This is a genomic window from Achromobacter sp. F4_2707, from assembly GCF_047501535.1.
Classification (GTDB): Bacteria; Pseudomonadota; Gammaproteobacteria; order Burkholderiales; family Burkholderiaceae_B; genus Yanghanlia.
Window position 1 is genome coordinate 366,509 of the sequence record NZ_JAZDRJ010000001.1, and the last position, 23,436, is coordinate 389,944.

20 protein-coding genes and 1 pseudogene are annotated in these 23,436 nt (G+C 55.3%); 8 read left to right on the plus strand and 13 right to left on the minus strand.

What is annotated here, in order from left to right:
* Positions 1–50 precede the first annotated feature (50 nt).
* The 9 genes from VRY85_RS01795 to VRY85_RS01835 all read right to left on the minus strand — a co-directional run bounded on the left by VRY85_RS01795 (position 51) and on the right by VRY85_RS01835 (position 13,047).
* Positions 51–3,359, minus strand: a complete 3,309-nt coding sequence (locus VRY85_RS01795; RefSeq protein ID WP_414596880.1) for a PAS domain S-box protein — start codon at positions 3,357–3,359, stop codon at positions 51–53.
* 120 nt (positions 3,360–3,479) lie between these two features.
* Complete coding sequence (locus tag VRY85_RS01800) at positions 3,480–3,866, minus strand: response regulator (RefSeq protein ID WP_414596881.1); 387 nt, start codon at positions 3,864–3,866, stop codon at positions 3,480–3,482.
* The gene (locus tag VRY85_RS01805) at positions 3,863–5,836 is read right to left on the minus strand and encodes a methyl-accepting chemotaxis protein (RefSeq protein ID WP_414596882.1); all 1,974 of its coding nucleotides are present in this window, start codon (positions 5,834–5,836) and stop codon (positions 3,863–3,865) included. Before VRY85_RS01805 ends, VRY85_RS01800 begins: the two co-directional genes overlap by 4 nt.
* Positions 5,837–6,135: 299 nt before the next feature.
* Positions 6,136–7,140, minus strand: coding sequence for a Bug family tripartite tricarboxylate transporter substrate binding protein (locus VRY85_RS01810; RefSeq protein ID WP_414596883.1), 1,005 nt, complete (start codon positions 7,138–7,140; stop codon positions 6,136–6,138).
* A 93-nt stretch (positions 7,141–7,233) separates the two neighbouring features.
* A complete protein-coding gene (locus VRY85_RS01815) occupies positions 7,234–8,394 on the minus strand; it encodes a CMD domain-containing protein (protein WP_414596884.1) in 1,161 nt (386 codons plus the stop codon).
* A 26-nt stretch (positions 8,395–8,420) separates the two neighbouring features.
* Positions 8,421–9,878 (minus strand): FAD-dependent oxidoreductase, encoded by a 1,458-nt coding sequence (locus tag VRY85_RS01820; RefSeq protein ID WP_414596885.1) that lies wholly within the window; start codon positions 9,876–9,878, stop codon positions 8,421–8,423.
* A 122-nt stretch (positions 9,879–10,000) separates the two neighbouring features.
* On the minus strand, positions 10,001–10,711 hold the full coding sequence (locus VRY85_RS01825) for a Crp/Fnr family transcriptional regulator (RefSeq protein ID WP_414596886.1): 711 nt from the start codon (positions 10,709–10,711) through the stop codon (positions 10,001–10,003).
* Between the two features lie 137 nt (positions 10,712–10,848).
* Positions 10,849–12,753: a heavy metal translocating P-type ATPase gene (locus VRY85_RS01830; RefSeq protein WP_414596887.1), complete on the minus strand. Its 1,905-nt coding sequence runs from the start codon at positions 12,751–12,753 to the stop codon at positions 10,849–10,851.
* A 72-nt stretch (positions 12,754–12,825) separates the two neighbouring features.
* On the minus strand, positions 12,826–13,047 hold the full coding sequence (locus tag VRY85_RS01835; protein WP_414596888.1) for a heavy-metal-associated domain-containing protein: 222 nt from the start codon (positions 13,045–13,047) through the stop codon (positions 12,826–12,828).
* Positions 13,048–13,333: 286 nt separating this feature from the next.
* Between VRY85_RS01835 and VRY85_RS01840 the strand changes: the two genes are divergently transcribed.
* From VRY85_RS01840 to VRY85_RS01860, 5 genes and pseudogenes are all read left to right on the plus strand, one after another.
* Positions 13,334–13,834, plus strand: coding sequence for a hypothetical protein (locus tag VRY85_RS01840; RefSeq protein WP_414596889.1), 501 nt, complete (start codon positions 13,334–13,336; stop codon positions 13,832–13,834).
* A gap of 259 nt (positions 13,835–14,093) precedes the next feature.
* Positions 14,094–15,293: an MFS transporter gene (locus VRY85_RS01845; protein ID WP_414596890.1), complete on the plus strand. Its 1,200-nt coding sequence runs from the start codon at positions 14,094–14,096 to the stop codon at positions 15,291–15,293.
* Positions 15,290–15,367: pseudogene (locus VRY85_RS01850) on the plus strand (transcriptional regulator); the annotation flags it as partial. The gene VRY85_RS01845 and the pseudogene VRY85_RS01850, both read left to right, overlap by 4 nt.
* 9 nt (positions 15,368–15,376) lie before the next feature.
* On the plus strand, positions 15,377–16,663 hold the full coding sequence (locus tag VRY85_RS01855; protein WP_414596891.1) for an arsenic transporter: 1,287 nt from the start codon (positions 15,377–15,379) through the stop codon (positions 16,661–16,663).
* A 119-nt stretch (positions 16,664–16,782) separates the two neighbouring features.
* Positions 16,783–17,451 carry an RNA polymerase sigma factor gene (locus VRY85_RS01860; protein ID WP_414596918.1) on the plus strand — a complete coding sequence of 223 codons (669 nt, stop codon included), beginning with the start codon at positions 16,783–16,785 and terminating at the stop codon, positions 17,449–17,451.
* 6 nt (positions 17,452–17,457) lie between these two features.
* Here the strand turns inward: VRY85_RS01860 and VRY85_RS01865 are convergent, their stop codons facing one another.
* The 3 genes from VRY85_RS01865 to VRY85_RS01875 form a co-directional block, all read right to left on the minus strand.
* The gene (locus VRY85_RS01865; protein WP_414596892.1) at positions 17,458–17,988 is read right to left on the minus strand and encodes a plastocyanin/azurin family copper-binding protein; all 531 of its coding nucleotides are present in this window, start codon (positions 17,986–17,988) and stop codon (positions 17,458–17,460) included.
* Positions 17,985–18,410: a DUF5602 domain-containing protein gene (locus VRY85_RS01870; protein ID WP_414596893.1), complete on the minus strand. Its 426-nt coding sequence runs from the start codon at positions 18,408–18,410 to the stop codon at positions 17,985–17,987. Before VRY85_RS01870 ends, VRY85_RS01865 begins: the two co-directional genes overlap by 4 nt.
* Positions 18,411–18,641: 231 nt before the next feature.
* Positions 18,642–19,409, minus strand: a complete 768-nt coding sequence (locus VRY85_RS01875) for an IclR family transcriptional regulator (RefSeq protein WP_414596894.1) — start codon at positions 19,407–19,409, stop codon at positions 18,642–18,644.
* Between the two features lie 77 nt (positions 19,410–19,486).
* Here VRY85_RS01875 and VRY85_RS01880 point away from each other — a divergent pair, with 77 nt between their 5' ends.
* Both VRY85_RS01880 and VRY85_RS01885 read left to right on the plus strand, forming a co-directional pair.
* Positions 19,487–20,692: a M20 family metallopeptidase gene (locus VRY85_RS01880; protein WP_414596895.1), complete on the plus strand. Its 1,206-nt coding sequence runs from the start codon at positions 19,487–19,489 to the stop codon at positions 20,690–20,692.
* A 32-nt stretch (positions 20,693–20,724) separates the two neighbouring features.
* Positions 20,725–21,741, plus strand: a complete 1,017-nt coding sequence (locus VRY85_RS01885; protein ID WP_414596896.1) for a tripartite tricarboxylate transporter substrate binding protein — start codon at positions 20,725–20,727, stop codon at positions 21,739–21,741.
* A 126-nt stretch (positions 21,742–21,867) separates the two neighbouring features.
* On the opposite strand, the gene VRY85_RS01890 is transcribed toward VRY85_RS01885, so the two are convergent.
* Positions 21,868–22,311, minus strand: coding sequence for a DUF2061 domain-containing protein (locus VRY85_RS01890; RefSeq protein ID WP_414596919.1), 444 nt, complete (start codon positions 22,309–22,311; stop codon positions 21,868–21,870).
* A 692-nt stretch (positions 22,312–23,003) separates the two neighbouring features.
* Here VRY85_RS01890 and VRY85_RS01895 point away from each other — a divergent pair.
* A complete protein-coding gene (locus tag VRY85_RS01895; RefSeq protein ID WP_414596897.1) occupies positions 23,004–23,429 on the plus strand; it encodes a sugar dehydrogenase complex small subunit in 426 nt (141 codons plus the stop codon).
* Positions 23,430–23,436: the final 7 nt, after the last annotated feature.

Here is a 23,436-nt window from a genome sequence, read left to right on the forward strand (position 1 = left end):
TAATTAATTGGGCGTTTTGCACGCACTTTATTACATTTTTCATTTATTTACTATTGTGCGGTGGATGCGAGGCTAAGCGCCTCGCGCAAAGCTGCAACGATCACTAGCGCTTTCTCCGTGTCGAAAGCGTCGATTGCGCGTTGCAAATCTCGCAAGGCGGGAAACTCGTTGGTGTCGCACACGGCCATAAGCTCGTCGCATAATTCCAGCGCTTGCATATCTTGGTCGAGCAAGGCGGCCTTGAGCGCAGCCAGGACTTCAGATGGATTCGTGTTGCCTTGTAACTGGGCGGTTGGCGCTGCTTGGAGTTGTGATTGAAGCCATTCTTCCTGTGCCGACAAGGCACGCTCCAGCGTGGGTTGTAGCGTTTCTATAGTCGCGCGAAGCGTTTGGGGCTGTTGCAGGGCGGCTTTTTCCAGCTTGGCGCACAGGGTGGACAACTCTTGTGCGCCGACAGTGGCTGCTGTGCTTTTAAGCTGATGTGCGGCGGCATGAACCTGTTGGCTGTCATCCTCCAAGATGGCTTGGGTAATTTGGCGCATAAGCCGTCGGGCAAGAACCGAGAAGTCCTTGAGCAGTTGAATATAAAAATCCTGATCATGCTCCAAACGGGCCAGTGCAATCTCCGTATTGAGTGTTGTTGTCGTGGCCTGTTCCGCAGGCGCGTCTGAAGGCAGGCGTGGCGTGGGCGCTGCGTTGGTTGGGTGGCCTTTTGTTAGCCGGAGAATGACTTCCAACAAGTCGGTCAGTTCAAAAGGTTTACCAATGTGCGCGTTCATGCCGGCCTTGATGCTGGCTTGCTCGTCTGTCTGCTGCACGCCGGCGGTCATAGCGACAATGGGCAAGGTGGCAAAGCGTGGTAGGCGCCTGATTTCTTGCGTCGCCTGCAAGCCATCCATAATGGGCATTTGAACGTCCATCAAAACCAGATCGTAGGGCTCAGAGGCAGCCAGTAGGGCGTCCAGCCCTTTTTGGCCATTTTCTGCCACATCAATGGCGGCGCCTTCATTTTCAAGCAGTCGGACCGCCACCATCTGGTTGATTTCATTGTCTTCCACCAGTAGCAGACGCAGGCCGCGCAGGCGCTGCTGGGCATGCACCGTCTGCTGATTGGAGGGCTGAGGTTCCTCAGCGCGGCGCAATGCGCTGTGAACCCTGGAGAACGTCAGCGGCTTTCGCAGGGTAGGCAGCCCGGTGGGGGTGAAGCGCTGGCGGGAGGTGACCAGCAGTATCAGAGGAGACGGTGTATTTGCTGCTAGGGCATGGTCGCGCAGCATATCTATTAAATGAGAAAAGCCGTCCACATCGGCATTCACAACGGCCAGGTTAGGTGCCAGGCCCGCTCTCACGGCAGCAACGCTGGTTTCGACATTGTCGAAGGTGTGTATTGCAGCGCCCAGGCCGTGGCGTAGCATCTTGCCGATGGCTTGTTGAGACGCTGCGTGGGGTTCCATAAGTAGCACGCTGGCGACTTTAAGTGCGGGCGACGGTTTACGTTGCGGGGAGGTCTTGTCTATCGGTAACGTGATGTCGAAATAAAAACAACTGCCGCGCCCAGGTTCACTCATTAGCTCCAGGCTGCTGCCCATAAGCGTAACCAGGCGTTGGCTGATCGCCAGCCCCAAACCCGTGCCGCCATAGCGACGCGAAGTCGAACTTTCTGCCTGGCTAAAGGCGGAAAACAGGTCGGCGAAAGACTCTGGGTCGATGCCAATACCGCTGTCTACAACAGAAAAACGTAGGCTGACCTCCTGTGCAGTGCGTTGCAACACGCGCAGCATGACCCGTACTTCACCCTGTTCTGTAAATTTAATGGCGTTGCCGCCCAGGTTGATGAGTATTTGTTTCAGCCTGACCGGGTCGCCGATAAGGGCGGAGGGGGCGGAAGGATCAATGTCGTAAATCAGTTCCAGAGAGGGCCTTTGCGATGCGCCGTACAAGATGGTGGCCAGGTCGTCGAGCAGGGAATCCAGCTTGAATGGTTGGATGTCCAGGCTCATTTTTCCAGCTTCTACTTTGGATAAGTCCAGCACGTCGTTCAAGATCGCAAGCAGCGAACGCGCGGCGCCTTCTGTATGCGAGAGCAGGTCTTGTTGTTCGGCGTTAAGGCTGCTTTGTTGCAGTAGCTGCAGCATGCCCAGAATTGCGTTCATGGGCGTGCGTATTTCATGGCTCATGTTCGCTAGGAACTGGCTCTTACTCAGAGAGGCCGCATCAGCAGCTTCCAATGCCAGTTGCAGGTCGGTCACATCGACGCGGAACATGGCCAGCATGCCGTCCGGCGTGACGAGGCCAATACTCTTGACCCAACGACCATTAGTCAGTTGAGCGCGCTGTTGGTAGCTGGGCTGGCGCCACAGGTTTAGTTGTTCGTTCAGCCAGGCTTCCGGGTTCTCGGTGGCGGCGACATACGTTTTCTCCGCGATGGACATGCGCAACACCTGTTCCGCCGATAAACCCACCACGGTCTCCTGTTTATGTTCGGGGTCGAACAGAGCGCGGTATTTATCATTGCAAAACACCAGACGCTCGTGGCGGTCATAAAGCGCGAAGGCTTCATCCAGAGCGTCAATGGCTGAACGCAACAGACGCTCGCTTGCCTGCGCCTGTTTCTGTGCTGTCACCAGTGCAGTGATGTCGGTGCGTATGGAGACGTAGCTCAATGGGCGGCCATCCGTGCCAAGCATGGGAGCAATGACGCTGTCTACCCAATACAAAGACCCGTCCTTAGCCCGGTTACAGATTTCGCCACGCCAAATCTGCCCTTGAGAAATGGTTTCCCATACGGTTTTCCAGAACTCAGAGGAATGGGTTTTGGAACTGACAATATTGTGATTTTTTCCCAGCAGTTCCGCTTCGGTGTAGCCGCTGACATCCATAAAACGTTGATTAACGCGTGTGATGGTGCCAGTTAGGTCGGACTCGGTAACAAGGGCGTGATGGTCGAGAATGTTGAGCACTTCCTGGCGGTCGCGCAAGGCTTGCTCGGTGAGTTTGCGCTGGCGGCGCTGGTTGTCAATGTTGATCTGTACGACTGCGTATCCGATCAAGCTGCGGCGTTGAGGATGGAAGATGGGGTGCAGTTCAATAATGGTCCAGAAAATGCTGCCGTTTCTTGGCCGCAGCTGCGCGTCGATGCGTAGTTCACGTGCGTCCTGCATGGCGGTGTGAAGCGCTTCTAAGGTGGCGGAATCATCGATATGGCGGCGCGATAGCTCGTGCAGAGAAAGGCCTAGCAATTCCTCTTGCACATACCCGGTCAGTTCCTGATAGGCGGCATTTGCCCATGTAATGCAGCCTTTGGCGTCCAGCAAACAAACAGGATCGTTGCTCAGGCGTGTGGATTCAACGATGTGCACCAATTCGCCGAGCCCAAGTTTAGTTCGCCCGCGCTTTGCTAGTCGCCAGTACAGTGCTGCGCAGGCCATCAACAGTATGACGGTAAGGAAAAGGGCCCAGGGCAGAGTTGTTGGCATGGTTTACAAGCGTTTCAGACGTTGCAGACGTTCTAATTCATTTGACAGCGCAGCAACACTTAACGGCTTGCTCAAAAAGCCATCGGCGCCAGCTTCTGTGAAAAAGTTGCAGGTGCTGTCGTCATATTGGCCCGACAACATCACAACAGGCAGCCTGGGCTGGCCCGGTTGCTCGCGACGCCGTAGTTCCAGTAAGGTGTCTTGCCCGCTTAGCCCTTTGGGCATGTTGATATCCAGCAGCATCAGATCAAAGGGTTTCTTGGTCAGCAAGCTCAACGCGTTTTCACCCGTGGGGGCCAGCGCACCGCCATGCCCCAGGCTGCGTAACAGCCTGGCAGCGATGCGCAGGCATAAAGGGTCATCGTCTACAACCAAGACGCGTAAGCTCATACGATGGCAGCCATATTGCGCACAGCTTTTGTCAGTTTCTGACCGGTTGTATGTAGCGGTTGGCCGGATTCCAACTGAGCCGTGGCTGCGCTAAAACGTTTTTGATTAATGTTAAGTGCTACGCGGCCCAATTCACGGTGGTAAGCGGCATGTATGGTGTGCAGCTCTGCGTGCTCAGGCGTTTGTCCGTGGCGCTGATGCCCGGGGCCGGCCAGCCAGACACCCAGTGCGCAGCAATCGTCGCGGCCGATATTCTCGTTCACCTGTAGTTTGCGATTAATGGCATTGCGCAACATGACGCGCGCTTGCTGGTGCTTGCTGAGTTCGTGTGAAAAATTGATGTGGCCATCTTCGTCAATGAATTTATCGCCTTGTGCCTTGCGCAAAGCGACGGCATCCGACTCCGCCAAAGTGGTGTCCTTTTCGGTTAAGCGGAATACACGAATGGTGTTATGAACCGCGCCCACCTGGCTATTTAGAGAGTGCGCAGCGGAGGCCAGCTCGTCTACCATGGACATATTCTGTTGAGTGATGAGCTCAAGTTCGTCAAAGCCATGCTTGATATGCTCTACGCCACGAGTCTGCGCTTGCGCAGCGGCGTTGATCTGGTCGAGCACGGCGGCCATCTGTTTGACACTGTCCATGACTTCCGCCATGCGCTGGCGGGCTTCAACGACCCGATGCTCCCCAGCGGATACGCGTGCGCCTGACTCCTGAATCAGTTCGCGAACTTCCCTTGCGGCACCGGTGGTGCGTTGCGCCAAGGCCCGCACTTCAGAGGCAACCACCGCAAACCCACGCCCGTGTTCACCGGCGCGCGCCGACTCGACCGCAGCATTCAGCGCCAGGATATTGGTCTGAAAGGCTACGCTTTCAATCACGGCAATAATGTCGTGAATGCGTTCTGAGGATGTGGCGATTTCTTGCATGGTGTCAGCGACATGCTGCACGGCGGTGTTGCCGCGATCCACAACCTGGTACGTGGCAGTCGCCTGTTGCGCTCCTTGTTCAGAAAGCCGAGACGTTTGTTGAATTGTGTCGTAGATTTCCTCTATCGCTGCTGCGGATTGCTGCAGGTTATTCGACTGCGTGTCTGTGCGTGCAGCAAGGTCCTGATTACCACTGGCAATTTCCTGGGTGCCGCCCAGCAGATTGGCGACTTCGTGCCGCACATCTCGTACCACTGTCCGAACTGAGACTGCAAGCTGCGCCAGTGCCAGTTGTACCTGTCCGAACTCGCCGCTATCCGTCACATTGATGAAGCGAGTAAGGTCTCCGCTAGCTAGCAGATTGGCGGTTTGCACCACATGTTGCAGGGGGCGTATGGTTATCCTATGCAGCCCAATGCTGGCGACCACAGTGCCTATAACGCCCGCCAACACGCCGCCCCACATGGGCGCGCCAGCGCTCATGGCAGCGATGGGCAGGGCGGCTGCGAATCCGGCTAATAGGGTTTGCCGCCCTGCAAGGCCGGGCTTACTCAGGGCGACCAAGCGGCCGAGCAACGTGCGTCTGACTACGCGCCCGCGATGCAAGACGGTTTGTCGCTTGCCCGCTTCCGCCTCTGCACGCATGCGTGCATACAGTTGTTCGGCCCTTTCTATTTCGTCGGCCGGAGCATACGTGCGCACCGACAAAAACCCGACAACCGTGTCGCCGTCACGTACCGGCGTGGCGTTCGCTCGCACCCAATAGTGATCGCCATTTTTGCGCCGGTTCTTGATCATCCCAGTCCAGGGCAGACTGTTTTGGATGGTGTCCCACATATCCCGGAATGCCTCTTCCGGCATATCGGGGTGGCGCACAATATTGTGCGGCTGGCCGAGTAACTCTTCACTGGTGAAACCGCTGACCGCCACAAAGCTTGCATTGCAGTAAGTGATTCGGCCTTTGAGATCAGTGATGGAGATAAGAGTCTGGTCGTGCGGAAATGTATAAACGTTCTGAGTAACGGGTAGATTTTTGCGCATGGGTGTAGACGAGTGTCATTGTGATAGCGCAGTGCCATGGCGAAGCCTATGGCACTGCGCTATCACAGTGCGACAAACGCAAGAACGATGATGGGATGACATCCGTGGCGCTGCATGTTGCAGCAGCAACCCACAATTTTACCTGACGAATGTTTCAGTTTATTATTTAATGTTACAACTAGCCTTGTACAACCGGCAATTGCGCAAGCTTGCCGGTTCCCATCTCTGGGTTCCCTTCTCTGATTAAGGCGCAGCGGGGTCTGCGCCGTGCTACTTCGTAACCGCTTTTGGAACGCTTATTATTGAGGCGTCAAACCGGCTTTTTCAACGACGTCCGCCCATTTTTCACGGTTTTCGCGAACAATTTTCTGGAACTCTTCAGGCGTGCTCAGACGGATAGCATTTCCGGTTGATACAAAGCGTTCGGCAACAGAAGGCTCTTGTAATGCCTTGTTGACCGCAGCGTTGATACGTTGTGTGAGTTCCGGGTTCATGCCTTTGGGCCCAAAAAGGCCGAACCAGATGTAGCTATCGAAGCCAGGAATCACTTGTTCGGAAATCGTCGGGATTTCTTCCACCACATTCACGCGCTTAGCGGTCGAAACGCCCAACAGCCTGACCGTGCCTGCCTGGTATTGGCCAAGAACAGTTTGGACTTGATTGAAAATGCAGCAGGTCTCGCCTTTTACTACGGACTGCAACGCTTCGGGGCCGCCCTTGTAGGGCACATGAACCATTTTCAGACCCGCCCGGGCGTTGAACTCTTCGAAGGCCAACTGTGTGCCAGTGCCTACACCGGTGGAAGCGAAATAATATTTATCCGGGTTGGCTTTCACCTCGGTGATGAATTCTTCGACCGTGTTGACATCGATGACCTTGGGGTTGACTGTCAGCACGTTGGAGACATCAACCAAAGTAGCGATTGGGGTGAAGTCTGCCTCGACGTCAAAAGGCAGTTCCTTATAGATGGCTGGGTTGATCCCATGGGTGGCAGCGGTGCCTAACAGCAAGGTATAGCCATCCGGTTCGGCCCGAGCAACGACGGAGGAAGCCAGATTACCCCCCGCCCCGGCGCGGTAGTCAATAATGACAGGCACGCCCAGTTCTTTTTCCAGCGGACCCTGTATCCCGCGAGCGATCACATCGACGCCGGAGCCTGCTGGAAAACCCATCATGATGGTGACGGGATGCGCCGGCCATGCGGCCAGTGCAGCACTGCTTGCCAGGGCCAGGCCGGCACCCACGGCAAGACGACGAACGCTTGCGACCAGGTGAGAAAGAGGGTTGAGGGTCTGGTTTTTCATTTGGAGAATTTATTCAGGGATCAAAAGTCTAAACATTAACAACCCACTCTCAAAACGGCGACTACTTATTTCCTTTTTGTTTATTTCCTCAGGCTATATAGAAGGATGGACTTCTTTGCCCAGGTTCAACATCAGCCGATTGGCCCACGCGAAAATAGCGGCGGAGCCGATAATGTCGCGTACCTGTTCTGGGGTGACGCCACTGCTCAACAACGGTTGAACTTGCTCAGCGCCGAATGTTGCGGGAGCCTGGGTAAGAGCGATCGACATCTGCACGATGGCACGCTCTCGTGCTGAGGTTCCTGCTGTCGAGGGCGCTTCGAACAACTGAACGATGACATCGTTGCGTTTGGCCAGTTGCTCAAAGCGCTGGGCATGGACGGATGCGCAATATACACAGCCATTGACGCGCGAGACCGCTGTCGAAGCCAGCTCGCGTTCGGCTCGGGAAGCGCCTCCCGGCGCATACATGAGCGCATTGAAAACTAGGCTGCGCTGTTCCAGCAGTTCTGGCGCCTGAATCAACAGCATGTAATAGTCGGATTCTTTCGCCTTGGGGTGGCTGGTGGCCAGAATACGTTCCTGCGCTTCCGTCAGCGTGTTTTTGTCCTGTATCGGCAGCCAGCTCGCCCAGTCCAGCGTGGCGTTGGTAAACCCTTCAATCTCAAAGATTTCACCCGGAGGAGGCAAGTGCGCTGGGTGAACAAAATCTTCGGCTTCTTCGCTATCGACGTCTGGTCCTGAGGTCACATCCGCCGCATCTTGTAGTGCTTTCAGGCCAATGATGGTGCGGGTCTGATAGCTTACATAGCCGATTACCTGTGCCAAACTGACAATTTCCGGTACGGACCAGCCTGCGGCTGTCAGGCCCAACAGAGCGTCGCGGTCGGCTGTTGATGGGTGAATGGCGAGCGCCCGAGTGTAGTCGGCCAGTGCGTTTAACGCAGGAGAAGATGACTGCCGCCCCTCCAATACCTCGACATGGTCGGCAGATGGTTGTAAAGCAGCTAATTGTTCACGGTAGAGATCGGCCAAGGCCTTGGGGCCGGTGGCCTCTGCTAGCAGTGTCGCTACCAGAAAACGATCTTGGCGTTGCCTGGCACTCAGTTCCGGCGCATAGAAAGCCAGTTCATGAAACGCCTGTGTGGCGTCAACAACTTTAGTGCGAGCATGGCGCAACGTGTGAAGCGCATCACCCGGGCTGATGCCGAGAATCTGGTCGATGACGTCTGCCGAGCTGTGTGTGGTTTGCATGCTGGTACTCTGTGTGAAATTTCCGATTACTCGCGCGGCAAGGGGACTTCCACCCATTCGTCGCCATCAAGTTCGGGTTCGGAATAGGCCTGGAGTTGTGAGAAGTGTTCCTCAATGTCCTCGTGCAAGAATGAGGCGCACAGGGCGCGGGCCAGCCGTTGCGCCCCATCGCTGATCTGCGGGATGTCGCCGGCCACCGTGCCATGGCTAAGTGTCGCGGGGTAGCAGAAGCAGTGGATTCTTTCCAGCCCGGGCAATGTATGGCCGTCTCTCGGTTGGAATTCAAACGCCTCGCCAAGGTCTGGCGAATCAAATAACTCAATATCGGCTTCGTCGCTCGAAGGTTGGTATCGATCACCCCAACGCCGTATCGAAGCTGAAAAAGCGGAAAATTCCGGCCGCTGCTCCAAGTTGATACGAAAACCGGTGCTGAAAATGACGATGTCGGTTTCCAGCGGCCCTTGATTGGTGATTAGCCGTACCGAGCCATCGGGGTTGATAGACACGGATTCAACCCAGACGTGGGTATGGAAATAGGCGTTTGGAAATTTGGAAACGCGCAGCGTACTGCCTTTTGGGGGCGGCACTTGAGCCTTGTTGATGTAATTCCGAATACGCCACTTCCACTCGTCAGGTAATTTCCAGAAGCCGTGAGCCATGCCCGGGCTGCCGGCCCCCTTGGACTTGTTCACGCGGGGGATCTGTGCGCGGCGGGCTAGCAGGTGTACTGCTGTGGCGCCGTTTTCCAGTGCTGTGGCAGCGCAATCCATAGCCGAGGCGCCTGCTCCAATCACCACGACGCGTTTGCCTTTGAAACCCTTGTCATCCCATAGATCGGAAGAGTGAAAGCGACGGTCGGCAGGAACCTCTTGCGCCCAATCGGGCATCCAGGCGCCGCCCAGGCCATCACGGCCAGTAGCGAGGATCACACGGCGTGCCAAAACTTGGCTGACCTCTTCACTATCCAGGTTCTTCAGCGTCAGGCGAGCATACCCATCGGCTGTGGGTTGAACGTGTTCTACGCGCAACCGGTTTTGCACGGTGACGCCGGTCACCCGCTTCATCCAGTGCAGGTATTCGGCCCACTGTGGGCGCGGGATCTTATCGAGTTCGGCCCAGGCCTGTTCACCAAACTGAGCGGTGAACCAAGCTCGAAAAGTGAGGCTGGGAATGCCCAAAGCGGGGCCGGTCAACTCTTTGGGAGACCGAAGCGTTTCCATCCGTGCCGATGTCAGCCATGGGCCTTCGAGTTTGTCTGGGGCCTGATCGTAAACGACAGCTGGTATGCCACTGTGCAGCAAGGCGGTCGCCACGCAGATTCCGGCCATGCCGCCTCCGATGATTGCGACGGGTAGAAGGGGCTGCTCACCGATTCTTCGCTCTGCCACCCAGACATTGGCGGGCAGGTTCAAGTACGAGAGTTCTGTGCGCAACCGCTCTTCGAGTTGCTGGAGACCGGTGGGCGTAGTTTGACTGGATTGCATGATGAAAATTGCGACGGTAAACGTCGCATTATCCGATACTCTCTTAAAAACTATAAGTAACGTTAGTTAATATGCATATTACTTATAAGCATAGGTTCTTTGTGTAAAAGGTGTGATTCCGCTTATTCCACTAACAGCAGAGCATCCAGGTCAAGAATGGTGATCTTGCGCTGCCCGCTTTGCTGTATCCACCCTGCTTCTTCAAACTCGCCCAACCTGCGGCTGACAGTTTCCGGGGTGGTGCCAAGATACGAGGCAAGATAACGGCGGCTCATGGGAAGGTTGAAGCTAGGGGAGCCTTGCTGCTCTCCGAGGTTGGCAAGGTACTGGGCCAGACGTGCATTGATAGACGCTGTTGCGATTGCCGTGGTCTGCTTTTCGCTAGTGCCCAGGCGCCGCGATAACTCAGCCAGCACATGAAGGCCGATGTCAGGGTATTGGAGCAGAAGCTCACGTACATCGGCCTGATGGATCGTACAGACTTCGGAGGTCTGCATGGCCTCGGCATAAGAGTCGTGAGCTGTAGCCGAGAACAGGGCCAGTTCTCCTGCAAAATCGCCCGGGCTCAGAATACGGACCAACTGCTCCTTACCCGTATCGGAAAGTCGGTACACCTTCACCTTGCCTTTATGGATGATGAAAAGCTTGTCGGAAGGGTCGCCCGCGCGATGGATGAACTGCCCTCGCTCATAGGTGCGCATCGCCGCTTTAGAGGCAATGACGGCAAGCGTTGGGGCGGGCAAATGGTTGAAGATTGGCACCCGTGAAACGCATAGTGCGGGTACGTGTTCGTGGCTTGCATCAGGCGGTGAAGATGAAGGGGTAGAGTTCACGTTGATCCCTCATATGGAAGGGGTTGTACAACAATGGACACTTCTGGCTTTTTGCCGGAGTGTCCATCATTCAGGCGAGTATCCTGTTGGCCGGGTACGCATACTCATCGAACAAGATACTAGAGTCTCGCCGAGGTTCAAGCTGCCTGGCAACGCCTGTGGCGCCGGCCGGGTTCGTCGAGCGCTTGGCCGGCCTGCCCACGAGCCCGGTAACGTATCAGGCGGACAGCGTTGAGCGTTACCGCAAGTACGCTGAGTTCGTGGATGAGCATGCCGGAAGCCAGGAAGATTTTGCCCAGCAGTACACCGGCCAGCAGCACAACCACTGTTCCTACGGCCAGTATCGTGTTTTGCTGCATATTGCGCACTGTGGCCTTTGCCAGGGTGTAGGCGTGAGCGAACTGATCCAGCCTGTCGGACATCAGGACGATGTCTGCCGTTTCCATTGAGATGTCGGTGCCCCCGACTCCCATGGCCAAGCCGACATCGGCAGTCGCCAGTGCGGGCGCGTCGTTGATGCCGTCGCCCACCATCGCCACGCGATAGCCCTGATCCTTCAGTTTGGTGACCCAGGCCACCTTGTCCTGAGGCAGCAGTTCGGCGTGTACCGCATCCAGGCCCAATTCGTCGCCCACCAGTTGCGCGGTATGGCGGTTGTCGCCCGTCAACATGATGGCTTGCTTCACACCGGCTTGGCGTAGTTGCTGGATAGCCAGTTTGGCTTCGGGTTTGATTTGGTCGGCAATCGAGATAACACCTGTCAGTTGCTTATCAATGGCGACCAGCACGGCGGTATTGCCGGCCTTTTCGCGCTCAATGGCATACGCCTCGATGGGTTCGGCGATGCTGACGCCTTGGTCCGCCATCAGCTTACGGTTACCAATAGCCAGGTGCTTGCCTTCGACGGTCGCCACCATGCCGCCGCCCTTGATGATTTCCACCGCTTTCGGCTGGCGTTCCAAAGGCAGGCCGCGCTTCTTGGCTTCGCTCACAATCGTCTGGCCAAGATGGTGCTCGGAGACGGTTTCAGCGTCGGCCACAATGCCCAGCAAGGCGTTTTCCTCCAACCCCCAACTTTTGACATCAGTGACTTCGGGCTTGCCCTTGGTCAAGGTGCCGGTCTTGTCGAAAATGACCAGCTCAATCTTGGAGAGTTTTTCCATGATTTCGCCGCCTTTGACCAGCACACCATTACGTGCGCCGTTGCCAATGCCGGCAACCATCGACACCGGTGCGGAGATCACTAGTGCGCCCGGACAGGCAATGACCAGGAAAGTCAGCGCCAGTTCGACGTTGCGAGAGACTGCATACACAAGAACGGAGAGCAGCACGATGGCAGGTGTATAGATCTGCGCGAAGCGATCCAGGAATTTCTGTGTGGTGGTTTTGGTTTCCTGAGCCTCTTCCACCATCTCAATGATTTTGGCAAACGTGGTGTCATCCCCTACACGATCGGCAGTGACTTCGATATAGCCATTGTCGATGAGAGTGCCACTAAACACGCGGTCGCCCAGTGTTTTTCCGGCAGGCACGGATTCTCCGGTAATGGCGGCTTCAACAATCAGTGCCTGGCCCGACACGATGACGCCGTCAACAGCGACCTTTTCGCCGGAGCGGATCAACACTCTGTCACCTTCGACCACCTCTTCGACGGGCAGTCTAACGTGCCCTTCTGGGCGAATTACGGTGGCTTCGGTCGGAGTCTGGTCGATCAGCTCACGCAGGGAAGAACGCGTTTTCTCCAGGGTGCGTGATTCTAGATAGGCCCCGAAAATAAACAGAAAAGTCACTACGGCCGATTCGACATACTCGCCAATAATCAGAGCGCCAACGACGGCGATGGTTACTAGCAATTCGATGCTGAACGCCTTCATGCGCAGCGCTTTGAAGGCTTTGATGGCAATAAAGTAGCCGGCGAACACGGAGGACGCAATCAAGACGTAGTCCTTCCATTGAGAGAGCCCGGCCAGATGCAACGCAAATGCGATCAGCAGCATCAGACCGGTGGCGCCGGCGATATGGGAGTTTTTAAGCTTGTTCATGTCATGCTCCAGTTCACCCGGGTTGAGTAAAGCGGATATGGGTGGTGTCAGCCGACCCATATCCGCGCGTATTTACGAGACCTTCTTCGATAGCACCGGATAGCCGAGTCGCACCATGGTGTCCTGCAGCGCGTCGGCATTCGTCCTGGCTTCATCGAACTCGACCCGGACTCGCCCCGAGTTGAACATCACCTGCACTTCTTGCACGCCATCAACCCTGCTCACTGTACTTTCAATTTTCTTTACACAGGAGGGGCAGGTAAACGGTTCCATATTAAAAACGGCCTTAGTCATATGATTTCTCCTTAAAACGTTGAATGAATGGTTTCATATTAATGGGCGGAGAAGGCTTTAACCATTGACCGGTGACAAGTTTATAAATTCATTAATGAAGATGCGGGTCATTCTCATTTATTGTTTTTTTTTGATAATCTCATTTTCAGCATACTGACTAAGAATTTTTTTAAAAGTGACGACCGTCAATTTTTTAATTCACCGTGCTGGTTAGCATGATTTCCGTTGTCCACCCTGTTGCGATACGCATTAACGGACACACCCTTTATTTAATATGGAGTGAATCATGAAATTACCCGCACACTTAGCCATTGCTGCTTTGCTGGCCTTCCCTCTAGGCTCCCTGAGCGGTACAGCTATCGCCGCAGACACCGCGCATAGCCATAGTCATGCTCACGCAGTACATGGCACGATGGAGTTGAACCAAGGAAAGAAATGGGAAACCGATGCAGCGCTTCGCCAGGGCATGGGCGAGCTGCATCAGATCGTCTCAATGGGCTTGGAAGGTGCTCACACACATTCCCTGAAACCGGGCGACTATAAAAAAATGTCGGAGCAAATCATGACTCAGTTCACCTATATTGTGGAGAACTGTGATCTGGAACCAGAGGCCGACGCTCAGCTTCATATTTTGCTTGGCAATATCGCTCAAGGCGCCGAAATCATTGAAGGTAAAGTATCCGGCGAAGAACCGGAAAACGGGCTTATAAAGATGGCTGAAGCACTGAATAGCTATGGTTCGTATTTTGATCATCCGCAGTGGCGTAATTTGGATATCTCACACTAGCTTTGTGCGCTGTCAATTACGCTATTACTAACTTTCACGCCCCTCGCTCAATTCTCGTAAAACTGCTTTCCAAGCACGCTAATCATAATCAGAACTTACAGCGTGCTTGCCGGTAGAGGTGGTGCGGGGGGCTGTTCCGTCCTCTTCGCTAAGTCTCCTGCAATATGGTCGTTGGCGCTACATATGAAATCTGTTCAAGTATTATGCATCTAGCGACGCATCAAGCGTTATAGCCGGCTTCTACAACTTCACAGGTTTCGTGCGCAACGTTCTGCTCCTTCTCTCCGATGCGTCGGTTCGCCTGGTTGGCATACTGGGCCTCACACAGATATTGGCGTGGGGAACGACCTTCTATTTGCCCGCCGTCTTGGCCGCACCCATTGCTCAAGACAGCGGATGGCCATTGAGTGCTGTCGTCGCGGGGCTTTCTTGGGGTTTTTTAGTGGCGGGCGTGTGTGCGCCTCGAGCAGGGCGGCTCATTGATCGGTTCGGTGGACGCCCGGTGCTGGCCAGCAGTTCCCTGCTTCTGGCGACCGGCCTGTCGTTAATGGGAGCCGCTCCCAATATCACGGTGTATTTCTTTGCGTGGACCGTGCTTGGCTTAGCCATGGCTGGCGGCTTGTATGACGCCGCCTTTTCCACGTTGGGCCGGTTGTTTGGAGAGGACTCACGCACTGCCATGACTGGCGTGACACTGTTGGGCGGGTTCGCCAGCACAGTGGCTTGGCCAGCCATCACCGCGCTCGAAGTCTGGTTGGGTTGGCGAGGCACCTGCCTGGTGCTGGCAGGCGTGCATTTAACTGTAGGGTTGCCACTGTATTTGCTGGTGATCCCCCGCGAGGCGCAGCGTAGTGTCACAGATGAGCCCATGCTACCAGCAGACCGGCACCCGGCGACGGTAACGGCTACGGCACAAGCCCGCCTTATCTTTGTATTGGTTGCAGTACTGTTTACACTTCAGTCCTCAGTGATGTCCAGTGTGTCCGTCCTGCTGCTCGACACGCTCGCCCAATTGGGTTTTGCAGCATCCGTGGCACTCGCCGTCGGAATGATGATAGGGCCGTCGCAGGTGGCGGCCAGGCTGCTTGAGCTCTCCGTTTTGGGGAAACTTCACCCAACGTGGTCTGCACGTGGAGCCGTGTTCCTTTTTTTCCTGGGGCTGGCTTTGCTCATTCCGGCGCATCCGGTTCTCGCTTTTATCGCCATGGCCCTGTATGGGGCAGGTAACGGGCTGATTACCATCGTGCGCGGAACCCTTCCATTGGCTTTGTTTGGTAGTCATGGATATGGCACGCGCATGGGGTTGTTAGCGCGCCCTATGCTGATTGCTCAAGCCATTGCACCGCTGGGCATGGCAATGGTGCTCAGCGAATTTGGGCCGGTCATGTTAATAAGCACGCTTACGGCTTTGGCGTTCATGGCGTTTCTAGTCACGTGGCGTTTGCCATTGTCTGCATGAATTCCCTTTTGGCATATCTCACTGAAAACTGTTGCGGCGGTAATCCATGTTCGCCGGTCAGCATCGAACAATAAGGATTTACTGTGGTCGTCGCCCTGCTCATTTTCCTATTCACGATTGTGCTGGTTATCTGGCAGCCAAAGGGCCTCAATATTGGCTGGAGCGCCTCATTGGGTGCGGTGCTCGCCCTGGCCTTTGGCGCTGTCAGCTTTAGTGACATCCCAGTCGTTTGGGCCATCGTATGGAACGCGACGGCCACTTTTATTGCCATCATCATCATCAGCTTGTTGCTGGACGAAGCAGGCTTTTTCGAATGGGCGGCTTTACACGTGGGGCGTTGGGGCGGTGGAAGTGGCCGTCTGTTGTTTGCACTTATCGTCTTGTTAGGCGCTGCCGTATCTGCCTTTTTCGCCAATGACGGAGCAGCCCTGATTCTGACGCCTATTGTGATGGCTATGTTGCTTGCGCTGGGTTTCACACCGGCGGCAACGCTGGCATTTGTTATGGCAGCGGGCTTTATCGCCGATACCGCCAGCTTGCCCTTTATCGTGTCGAACTTGGTCAATATCGTCTCGGCTGATTTTTTCGACATTAGCTTCGCGCGCTATGCGGCCGTCATGGTGCCGGTCAACCTCGTGGCCGTGGCCGCCACGTTGGCTGTCCTTCTGCTCTATTTTCGCAAAAGCATTCCCGTGACTTACGATGCCTCTCAGCTCAAGGCACCGAACGATGCCATTCGCGATGTTGCTACGTTTCGGGCGGGTTGGTATGTACTGGCTTTGCTATTAATAAGCTTTTTCTTTCTGGAAGGCTTAGGTATTCCGGTGAGTGCGCTCGCCGCATCGGGCGCAGCCGTTCTGTTGCTGGTTGCAGGGCGTGGTCACGTTATCAGCATTCGCAAAGTGGTGCGCGAAGCGCCCTGGCACATCGTGGTTTTTTCGTTGGGTATGTATCTGGTTGTCTATGGCTTGCGTAATGCGGGTCTGACAGACATGATTGCAGGCTGGCTTAACGCCATGGCAAGCGAAGGGTTATGGGTAGCCACTTTGGGCACCGGCTTCCTCACCGCCTTGCTTTCTTCCATTATGAATAATTTGCCTACCGTGCTGGTGGGGGCGCTTTCCGTTGACGCCAGCCAGGCGACAGGGCCTATTCGTGAAGCCATGATTTATGCGAACGTGATTGGCAGTGACCTTGGCCCCAAAATCACACCTATCGGCAGCTTGGCAACGCTGCTGTGGCTGCATGTTCTCGCACGTAAGGGCGTGAAAATCACCTGGGGCTATTACTTCCGGGTAGGGGTCGTGCTCACTGTTCCCGTACTGCTTATGACTCTGGCGGCTTTGGCGGTGCGCTTGGGTGGGCTTTGATCCGAGGCTGTTTGGACAAATCTCACTCCCTTTCTGGAACGTTACTCACACTACAAGCATCTAAAACTAAACAAGCAGGAGTACGAGGAAAGGAGCGAGCGATGAGTGTCACGACTTCTATGCAGGAAGAGGCAGATGATGATGCGAGGCTGATCGAAGACATACTTAATGGAGACGCCCCGGCCTTTGAAATCCTTATGCGCCGCTATAACAGGCGCTTGTATCGGGCGGCACGCAGTATTCTGAAGGACGATGCCGAGGCTGAGGACGCGCTACAGGAAGCGTATTGGAAGGCGTATCGGGCGATGGCCACCTTCAATTTTGATGCGCAGATTTCTACGTGGCTGACTCGCATTGTCATTAACGAATCCCTCGGCCGCTTGCGCCAATCCCGTCGCAGGGGCCAATTCCTGGAGTCTTATGAGGTACGGGTGATGGACACACTGGACGCGAGAAGGCAAACCATGGATGCGCGCGATCATCATCCTGACGCCCAGGCCTGGCGGGCAGAAATACGGGCGTTGATTGAACAAAAACTCGATGGTTTGCCCGACGCCTATCGTGTGATCTTCATGTTGCGTGCCGTCGAAGAAATGTCGGTGGCAGAAGTGGCTCTGGTGCTTGAAATCCCCGAAGCCACTGTGCGAACCCGCTTCTTTCGTGCACGCCGTCTCATGCGTGAGGCACTTGAGCATGAAATTGATGCGAGCTCCGGTGATGCATTTTCGTTCGACGGCGCTCGCTGTGATCGTATTGTGGAGAATGTACTGGCGCGGTTCAGGCAGTAAGCCGCTTCATTCGACAATTTTCTCTTTGAGAATCGTGGCGATAGGTGGAAAAGAGCGTAGAGCAATTTCGGGAGGAGGCCGGCCACCGCCCCGGCCCGGCTCTTGCACGTACTGAGTGCTTGAGTCACCCTCCACAATAATGCGTCCGACCATGCCCGCATGCTCGTGTGGCAGGCAGTAATAGTCATAGACGCCCGGAACCGTCAGCGTGACGGAAAAGCTTTGCTCTGGCAGCAAAAAGCCTGAATCCCAAGGCGTGGCGTTTTCTGGGATGCGTTGCTGCTTGCCGTATAAATCAGGGTGGTACACCGTAGCCGTATGTGAATTACCCGCATCATGATTCGTCCAGCGCAAGGTCTGGCCGGGCTGTATCAGCAGGCCGGATGGGCGGAACCACACATGGGCTCCGCCAGTGGTGCCGCCCATTGAGATATCAATGACGTCGGCTGCCAAAGCGCGCCGCCACAGCGCTGGCGCGGCCATACCGCTTATCATCAGCCCGCTGGACAACACAAAGTGGCGGCGTAGCACGTTCATTTTTCCACCCTCGCTTCGCCGTCCACCGGGACGTGCCACAGAATGATGTGAATATGCGGTTCTGGCACTCCGGGGTGGCCCGCGTTATACATCATATCTACATGATCGACGTGGCCGCCCGGAGCGAGCAGATTGTCCAGATGCATTTGTGGCGTCATCTGCGCAGTCGGAATCATGTAAATCGTGCTGACCAGTTTACCGTCGCGGTCATAAGCCAGGAACGGCCCTGCCGGCAGCGTGCTTGGGTCAACGAAAAGCTGACCCATGCCTGGAATGAAGGACGGCAGTTGAACCAGTGAACTGACTTCTTTATAGGGTTCAGCAGGGGGAGCCTTGGAGACAGCTGAAGCGGTGTGTGCATAGGCTCCGAAAGCAGGCGCCAGGGCAAGAACGGCTGCGCCAAGAAGAAGGGGCTTGTTCATGTGCAAATCTCCGAAACAGTAGTGGTACATCTCAAGTGGCGTGTATCAACCCATTAGATGTGCGTTCGGAGAAAAGCGTTTCACGGTGAGTGCGCGCTGCTTTGCTTGCGCAGGTGGTGTATTCCGTTCAATGTGAAACTGAGGCGTACCCGATACGGTACGACCGATGAGCAAGACATGCTTCCTGCGCTCAATGAAAATAATAACGATCAGCCTGTGGTTGCGTGAGCATTAATAATGGTTGCGCCTTTCGAACTGACCGATGGCATCGAGCAGCATGGGGGCGAACGCCTGTTCGTATGCCTCCAGGCTCCATTCGTTTGAGGAGCCGGACACATGGAGAGCTCCATAGGGCACACCTTTTTCGTCTCGTACTGCGGCGCCCAGGCCGATCTCTCCCATGATGAACTCGTCCAGAATCGTGCTGTAGCCCTTTTCCCTGGAGATGTTGAGCTCGCGGCGTATTTTCTGCGCATCCGTGATGGTGCGGGGCGTGAACGAGACCAGCGGAGTCGTTTCGAAGAACACATCCAACTTGTCTGGCGTGAGTTGGGAGAGCACCGCCCGCCCGCCCGCTGTGCAATATAGCGGCACGCGCCGGCCAACGAGCGAGGCATGGAAGTGTTCCGTTTTCGTCTGGTGCCTCATGGCATAGACAAGTTCGTTACCGTCGAGCAGCGAAAGGCTGATTTTCTCGCCTGACGCTTTCGACAAATCCAGCATGAGAGGGTTGAAAACCTCTACCAAAGTGTGTGAGCGGAGAAAGTGAAAGGTGAAATCCAGCACTCTTTTCCCGAGCTGATATCGCCGTGTGACTGGATTCTGTTCCAAATAGCCCTCTGCGCACAGCGTGTAGGCGTAACGTTGTACTGCGCTTTTGCCCATGCCGCTTCGCTCGACGAGTTCAGACAGGCTCAAATCACCCGGCGCACTCTTGAAACAATCAAGGATTTGGAAGGCCTTTCCAACGGAAGCCACATATAGAGGGCTCTCAATCATTGTCTCTCGCAACATTATATCGATATAATCTATTAAATAGTGATAGTAAGTATTGTAATGCAATGCATGGAGGTCGTGTGAGTTTGGAGCAATCTATCCCCGCCGTTCAGTGGCTGGAAAACAAACGCGAGGACATGCTCGCGTTATTGGAAGACATCGTCAATATTGATTCCAATAGTGCAGATAAACCTGGGGTGTCTCGGGTGTTCCGTCGTCTGGAAAGCTTTTTTCAATCGCAGGGCCTGACGGTTTCGTCTCATTTTGTAGACGGCGTTGAGGCTGCGATCTCGGTAACGGCGAATCCTGGTCGCGGAACAGGGCAGCCCGTGCTGCTGATGGGGCACTGCGATACGGTCTTTCCGGCGGGAGAGGCTGCTCGCCGCCCATTCCGCATTGAGAACGGCAGAGCGTATGGCCCGGGTGTGGCAGACATGAAGTCTGGGGTCGTGATGAATGCTTTCATTATTGCTGCCGTGGCGCAAAGTCGGGAGCCACTACCCGAAGTGACTGCCTTGTTCACCTGCGACGAAGAAATTGGCTCACCTCTGAGTAAGGATGTGATCATCCCCTTTGCCCGAAAAGCCGCCTTTGTATTCAATGGCGAACCGGGTCGTCCGTCCGGCAATGTAGTCACCTCCCGCAAAGGCGGCGTGTTCTTCGATTTGGAAATCACGGGCAAGGCGGCTCATTCCGGTGCCAACTTCGCAGAAGGGGTCAGCGCCATTTCTGAACTGGCCAACAAGATTGTGGCCCTGGATGCGCTCACCGATCTGGACAAAGGTGTCACGGTTAACGTCGGGCTGGTCTCTGGCGGGCTGTCCGTCAACACGTCGGCACCCTCGGCGAAAGCAGGGATCGACTTGCGGGTGCATAACCATGAGCAGCGCGAAGACATGGTGGGGAAGATCCGTTGCATCTGCGATCGTTCCTTCATCAGAGGTACGTTCTCCAAATTGGGCATCGTGGGCGAGTTCAGGCCTTTTGTGCCATCCGCGCAGTCGCAGCGTCTATTCGAACTCTACCGTGACCAGCTTTCTGAGCTCGGCCATCGTGCAGAACAGGAGTCGAGTGGCGGCTGTGCAGACTCGGGCGTGGCATCCAGCGAGGGAGCCATCACGCTATGTGGTACCGGCCCCGTAGGAGGAGGTTTCCATACCCTGGATGAATACTGTGAAGTCGACACCATGGTGCCTCGCGGGCAAGCCGTGCTGGCAACGATGGCGCGCTTGCAAGAGGTTGACTGGGCGGCCACTGATGCGCAAAGCCCCGATAGCCTTCGCTGATTTTTTCCTTAGCAAACACGTAGACAATAATCATGAAAAACAAGACATCGTTCGAGACACGACGTTCGCTCCTTAAAGCAGCAGCCGCGGCAGCTGTGGCGCCGGCCTTTATGCTGTCGCCGGCCATTGCAAGTACTTATCCCCCCAGCACAGTGAGTATGATGGTTCCGTATCCGGCGGGCGGCCCCAGTGATACCGCCGCTCGCATTCTGGCGGTCCCCGTCGGTGAGGTGTTGGGCGCCCATGTTGTCGTTGAAAACGTCGGTGGTGCAACGGGGACGATCGCAGCATCAAGAGTGCTTACCGCCAAGGCCGACGGCAGCATCTTCTTCCAGGGCACGCAGAATGAACTCATTATTCCGCCGCTAACGAATAAAGCTGTTCGCTTTCAGCCGGACGCCTTTGAGAATTTGCTGCCAATCTCGTTTACGCCCATCGTGCTGCTCGTGCGGGCAGACCTGCCGGTCAATACCATGGAAGAGTTCTTCGAGTACGCACGCAAGCAAGACGAATCGTCATCGCTCACGTACGGTTCGGTTGGGGTCGGTTCGCTCTACCATTTGATTACCGATTACATGGGCAGGCGGATGGACATCCCCTTTACCCACGTTCCGTATACCGGTACGGCGCCAGTGGTACAGGCTCTCATCGGGCAGCAGATCGACTTCTCGCTGATGCCGTTCCAGGCATCCATGTTGGAAATGGTCAAGGGTGGCCGATTCAAGGCGCTAGCCGTGGCATCGCCCACCAAACCGGCAGTGCTTGAACACTTACCCAGCATTTCTACGCTGCCACAGCTGGCGGATTTTGATTTCGCTAGCTATGCCGGATACTTCGTGAAGAAGGGTACGCCAACGGAAATCAAGGAAAAGCTGAATCACGCTATCGGTTCGGCGCTTCTGGACGATGAAATTGTGTCGCGCTTGGAAGCCGAAGGGCGCATGATGCTGAAGCCGATGACGCTGGCAGAGGCGGCAAAGGCTTACGAAAGTGAAGTCGCGCGATACCGTGAATTGATCCGCGTCACCGGTTATACGCAGGACGAGTGATCGGCCGGTGGTGTGTGCATGCACCACCTATTCTTTTCTAACGATGTGAACAGAAAGGGCGTTTGCCTCTCGAAGCCTTCTAGGGCGGTGAGGGTGACGCCCGCTTTAGCTTCACTGGTGGGCAAGCTAGGAGTTTGCAGGGTTCAAACTTACGGCCATCTGCCCCGCAGTTTCACGCGCGGCGTTACGGTCCCAGATCTTTTCGTGGACGTAGAAGAACGCCATTTGCACAGTCGGCTCCAACAGGCTCAGGGTCAGCGCAGCGATCAGATCGCCCGTGACTACATAGGCAACTCCGGTTGCGATAATCAAATGCACTGCATAATAGCTGCCGGTCTTGATCAGCGTGCGAAGGCGCTGTAAACGCAGGCGAGCCCACACTTTGTCATGGGCGAAATAGGCGAATGCCTGCACGGTAGGTTCAAGCAAGCTCAATGTGAGCGCCGCTAACCAGTCGCCGGTGACGGCAAAAGCCACGCAGGCGGCAACGACGATGTGCAGTGCGTAATAGCTGAGTGTCTTGACGAACGTGCGGCGATTGTTGCGAAGAACGAGCTTGATGTGTGACATAAATTTATCCATTTGAATGGATAAATGATAATTATTATTATTCATCTTGTGTTTTGGTTTTTTGTATCGGGCTGATGCCTTAAGGCTATGGGGTTTGCTCAGCGCTTTTGATACTTTCTTGATGCTTTATTGATATCTGCTTGTTGACGCCGGACCTATGCTGACGCGGTTGCCCAGTGCTTCTACCGCCTTTATGCTGTACAGCCGCAGGGCGGTTTCCGTCTTAGGCGTAGTTGTCGATCGCAAGCGTTACATGCATGAAGTATTCGAATGGGCTGGGCTTGGACAAACTACGATCGAATATGAAAGGCAGCCGCGCATAGCGGGTTCATCTACTTGGAGCTTTGTAGAACTTCTGGGATATTCACCCCGGTGTTTGTCAACAAAGATGTCGGCTTTGTCATACAACGTAATGACCCCACTGTCCCGTTGGTGTACCTATCGAAACCTCCATTCTCAGCACAATTCTATTCAGGTGGGCACGTTATGGGGCTAGTGCTGCCTGACTGATGTGGATATATTCGTCCACATCAGGCAAACGATTCAAAACGTCGGGGGCGATCTGTGCGGACGGGGTGCGAATTGGATAAGTTTCCATGCTCCTGGCCGCGCGGTAGGCTCGACGCGTCGCCAAAATATCCTCAATGTAATAGTATGTTGCATATTGATGGCTCGCCAACGACATCCCAACTATGCCTGATCGACGCACGGTATTGTTTGCAGGCCTTGCAGCAGCTTCGGTCTGCCTGCCTCTTCGCCTGCAAGCGCGGGAGAGATTTTCTCTTGACGATTTCATCGCACTCTCGTCCAGACTCACAGGCGCCCCAGTCGCAGCACTTGATCGTGAGGCGGCACGCATCATGTACGAGGCCTTCGATAAGCGCGGCTTGCTGCCGGATATCGCCACGCTAGCCCGGCAGACTCATCCCCAGGACGCGCGATCACAGTTTGAAGATGAAATCGTCGCCGCATGGTATTCAGGCGTCTGTCAATCGGTACATGGCCCGGTAGTGGCTGCCTATACTTCGGCGCTCATCTGGACTACCACATCATTCTTGCACCCGCCGGGTACGTGTGGCGGGCCGACCGGCTATTGGGGCGACCCACCCACTGTTTAAAGGGCCG

Bases quoted from the DNA above. Each gene is read 5' to 3' on its own strand.
- VRY85_RS01840 (WP_414596889.1), top strand. From the start codon at position 13,334: ATGAAATTACCCGCACACTTAGCCATTGCTGCTTTGCTGGCCTTCCCT.
- VRY85_RS01870 (WP_414596893.1), bottom strand. From the start codon at position 18,410: ATGAACAAGCCCCTTCTTCTTGGCGCAGCCGTTCTTGCCCTGGCGCCT.
- VRY85_RS01830 (WP_414596887.1), bottom strand. From the start codon at position 12,753: ATGAACAAGCTTAAAAACTCCCATATCGCCGGCGCCACCGGTCTGATG.
- VRY85_RS01885 (WP_414596896.1), top strand. From the start codon at position 20,725: ATGAAAAACAAGACATCGTTCGAGACACGACGTTCGCTCCTTAAAGCA.
- VRY85_RS01875 (WP_414596894.1), bottom strand. From the start codon at position 19,409: ATGATTGAGAGCCCTCTATATGTGGCTTCCGTTGGAAAGGCCTTCCAA.
- VRY85_RS01820 (WP_414596885.1), bottom strand. From the start codon at position 9,878: ATGCAATCCAGTCAAACTACGCCCACCGGTCTCCAGCAACTCGAAGAG.
- VRY85_RS01890 (WP_414596919.1), bottom strand. From the start codon at position 22,311: ATGTCACACATCAAGCTCGTTCTTCGCAACAATCGCCGCACGTTCGTC.
- VRY85_RS01800 (WP_414596881.1), bottom strand. From the start codon at position 3,866: ATGAGCTTACGCGTCTTGGTTGTAGACGATGACCCTTTATGCCTGCGC.
- VRY85_RS01865 (WP_414596892.1), bottom strand. From the start codon at position 17,988: ATGAACGTGCTACGCCGCCACTTTGTGTTGTCCAGCGGGCTGATGATA.
- VRY85_RS01895 (WP_414596897.1), top strand. From the start codon at position 23,004: ATGCCTGATCGACGCACGGTATTGTTTGCAGGCCTTGCAGCAGCTTCG.
- VRY85_RS01810 (WP_414596883.1), bottom strand. From the start codon at position 7,140: ATGAAAAACCAGACCCTCAACCCTCTTTCTCACCTGGTCGCAAGCGTT.
- VRY85_RS01805 (WP_414596882.1), bottom strand. From the start codon at position 5,836: ATGCGCAAAAATCTACCCGTTACTCAGAACGTTTATACATTTCCGCAC.
- VRY85_RS01815 (WP_414596884.1), bottom strand. From the start codon at position 8,394: ATGCAAACCACACACAGCTCGGCAGACGTCATCGACCAGATTCTCGGC.
- VRY85_RS01835 (WP_414596888.1), bottom strand. From the start codon at position 13,047: ATGACTAAGGCCGTTTTTAATATGGAACCGTTTACCTGCCCCTCCTGT.
- VRY85_RS01860 (WP_414596918.1), top strand. From the start codon at position 16,783: ATGCAGGAAGAGGCAGATGATGATGCGAGGCTGATCGAAGACATACTT.